General features: G+C 72.0%; 1 protein-coding gene. It reads right to left on the reverse strand.

The window, feature by feature from the left end; translation table 11 throughout:
• On the reverse strand, window positions 1-496 hold a 496-nt coding region (locus LO771_RS30075), incomplete at both ends, for a 1-deoxy-D-xylulose-5-phosphate synthase N-terminal domain-containing protein (RefSeq protein WP_230748334.1).

The following is a 496-nucleotide window of genomic DNA, read 5'->3' on the forward strand; positions in this document are numbered from 1 at the left end:
GTAGGAGCGCTCGTTGTCGTTGACGACGATGACCACGGGCCGGTCCTCGGCGTCGGCGATGTTGTTCAGCGCCTCCCAGGCCATGCCGCCGGTCAGCGCGCCGTCGCCGATCACCGCGACCACCGGGCGGTCGCGGTGCCCGGCCAGCTGGTTCGCCTTGGCCAGGCCGTCCGCGTAGCCCAGCACCGTCGAGGCGTGCGAGTTCTCGATCACGTCGTGCTCGGACTCCGCCCGCGACGGGTACCCCGACAGGCCCCCCTTCGCGCGCAGCCGGGAGAAGTCCTGCCGCCCGGTGAGCAGCTTGTGCACGTACGACTGGTGGCCGGTGTCGAACAGGATCCGGTCACGCGGGGAGTCGAAGACCCGGTGCAGCGCGATGGTGAGCTCCACCACGCCGAGGTTGGGGCCGAGGTGACCGCCGGTCCGCGAGACCGCGTCCACCAGGAACCCCCGGATCTCCTCGGCGAGCTCCGCCAGCTGTGCGGGGGTGAGCCGG

Source organism: Streptacidiphilus sp. ASG 303, from assembly GCF_020991365.1.
Classification (GTDB): Bacteria; Actinomycetota; Actinomycetes; order Streptomycetales; family Streptomycetaceae; genus Peterkaempfera.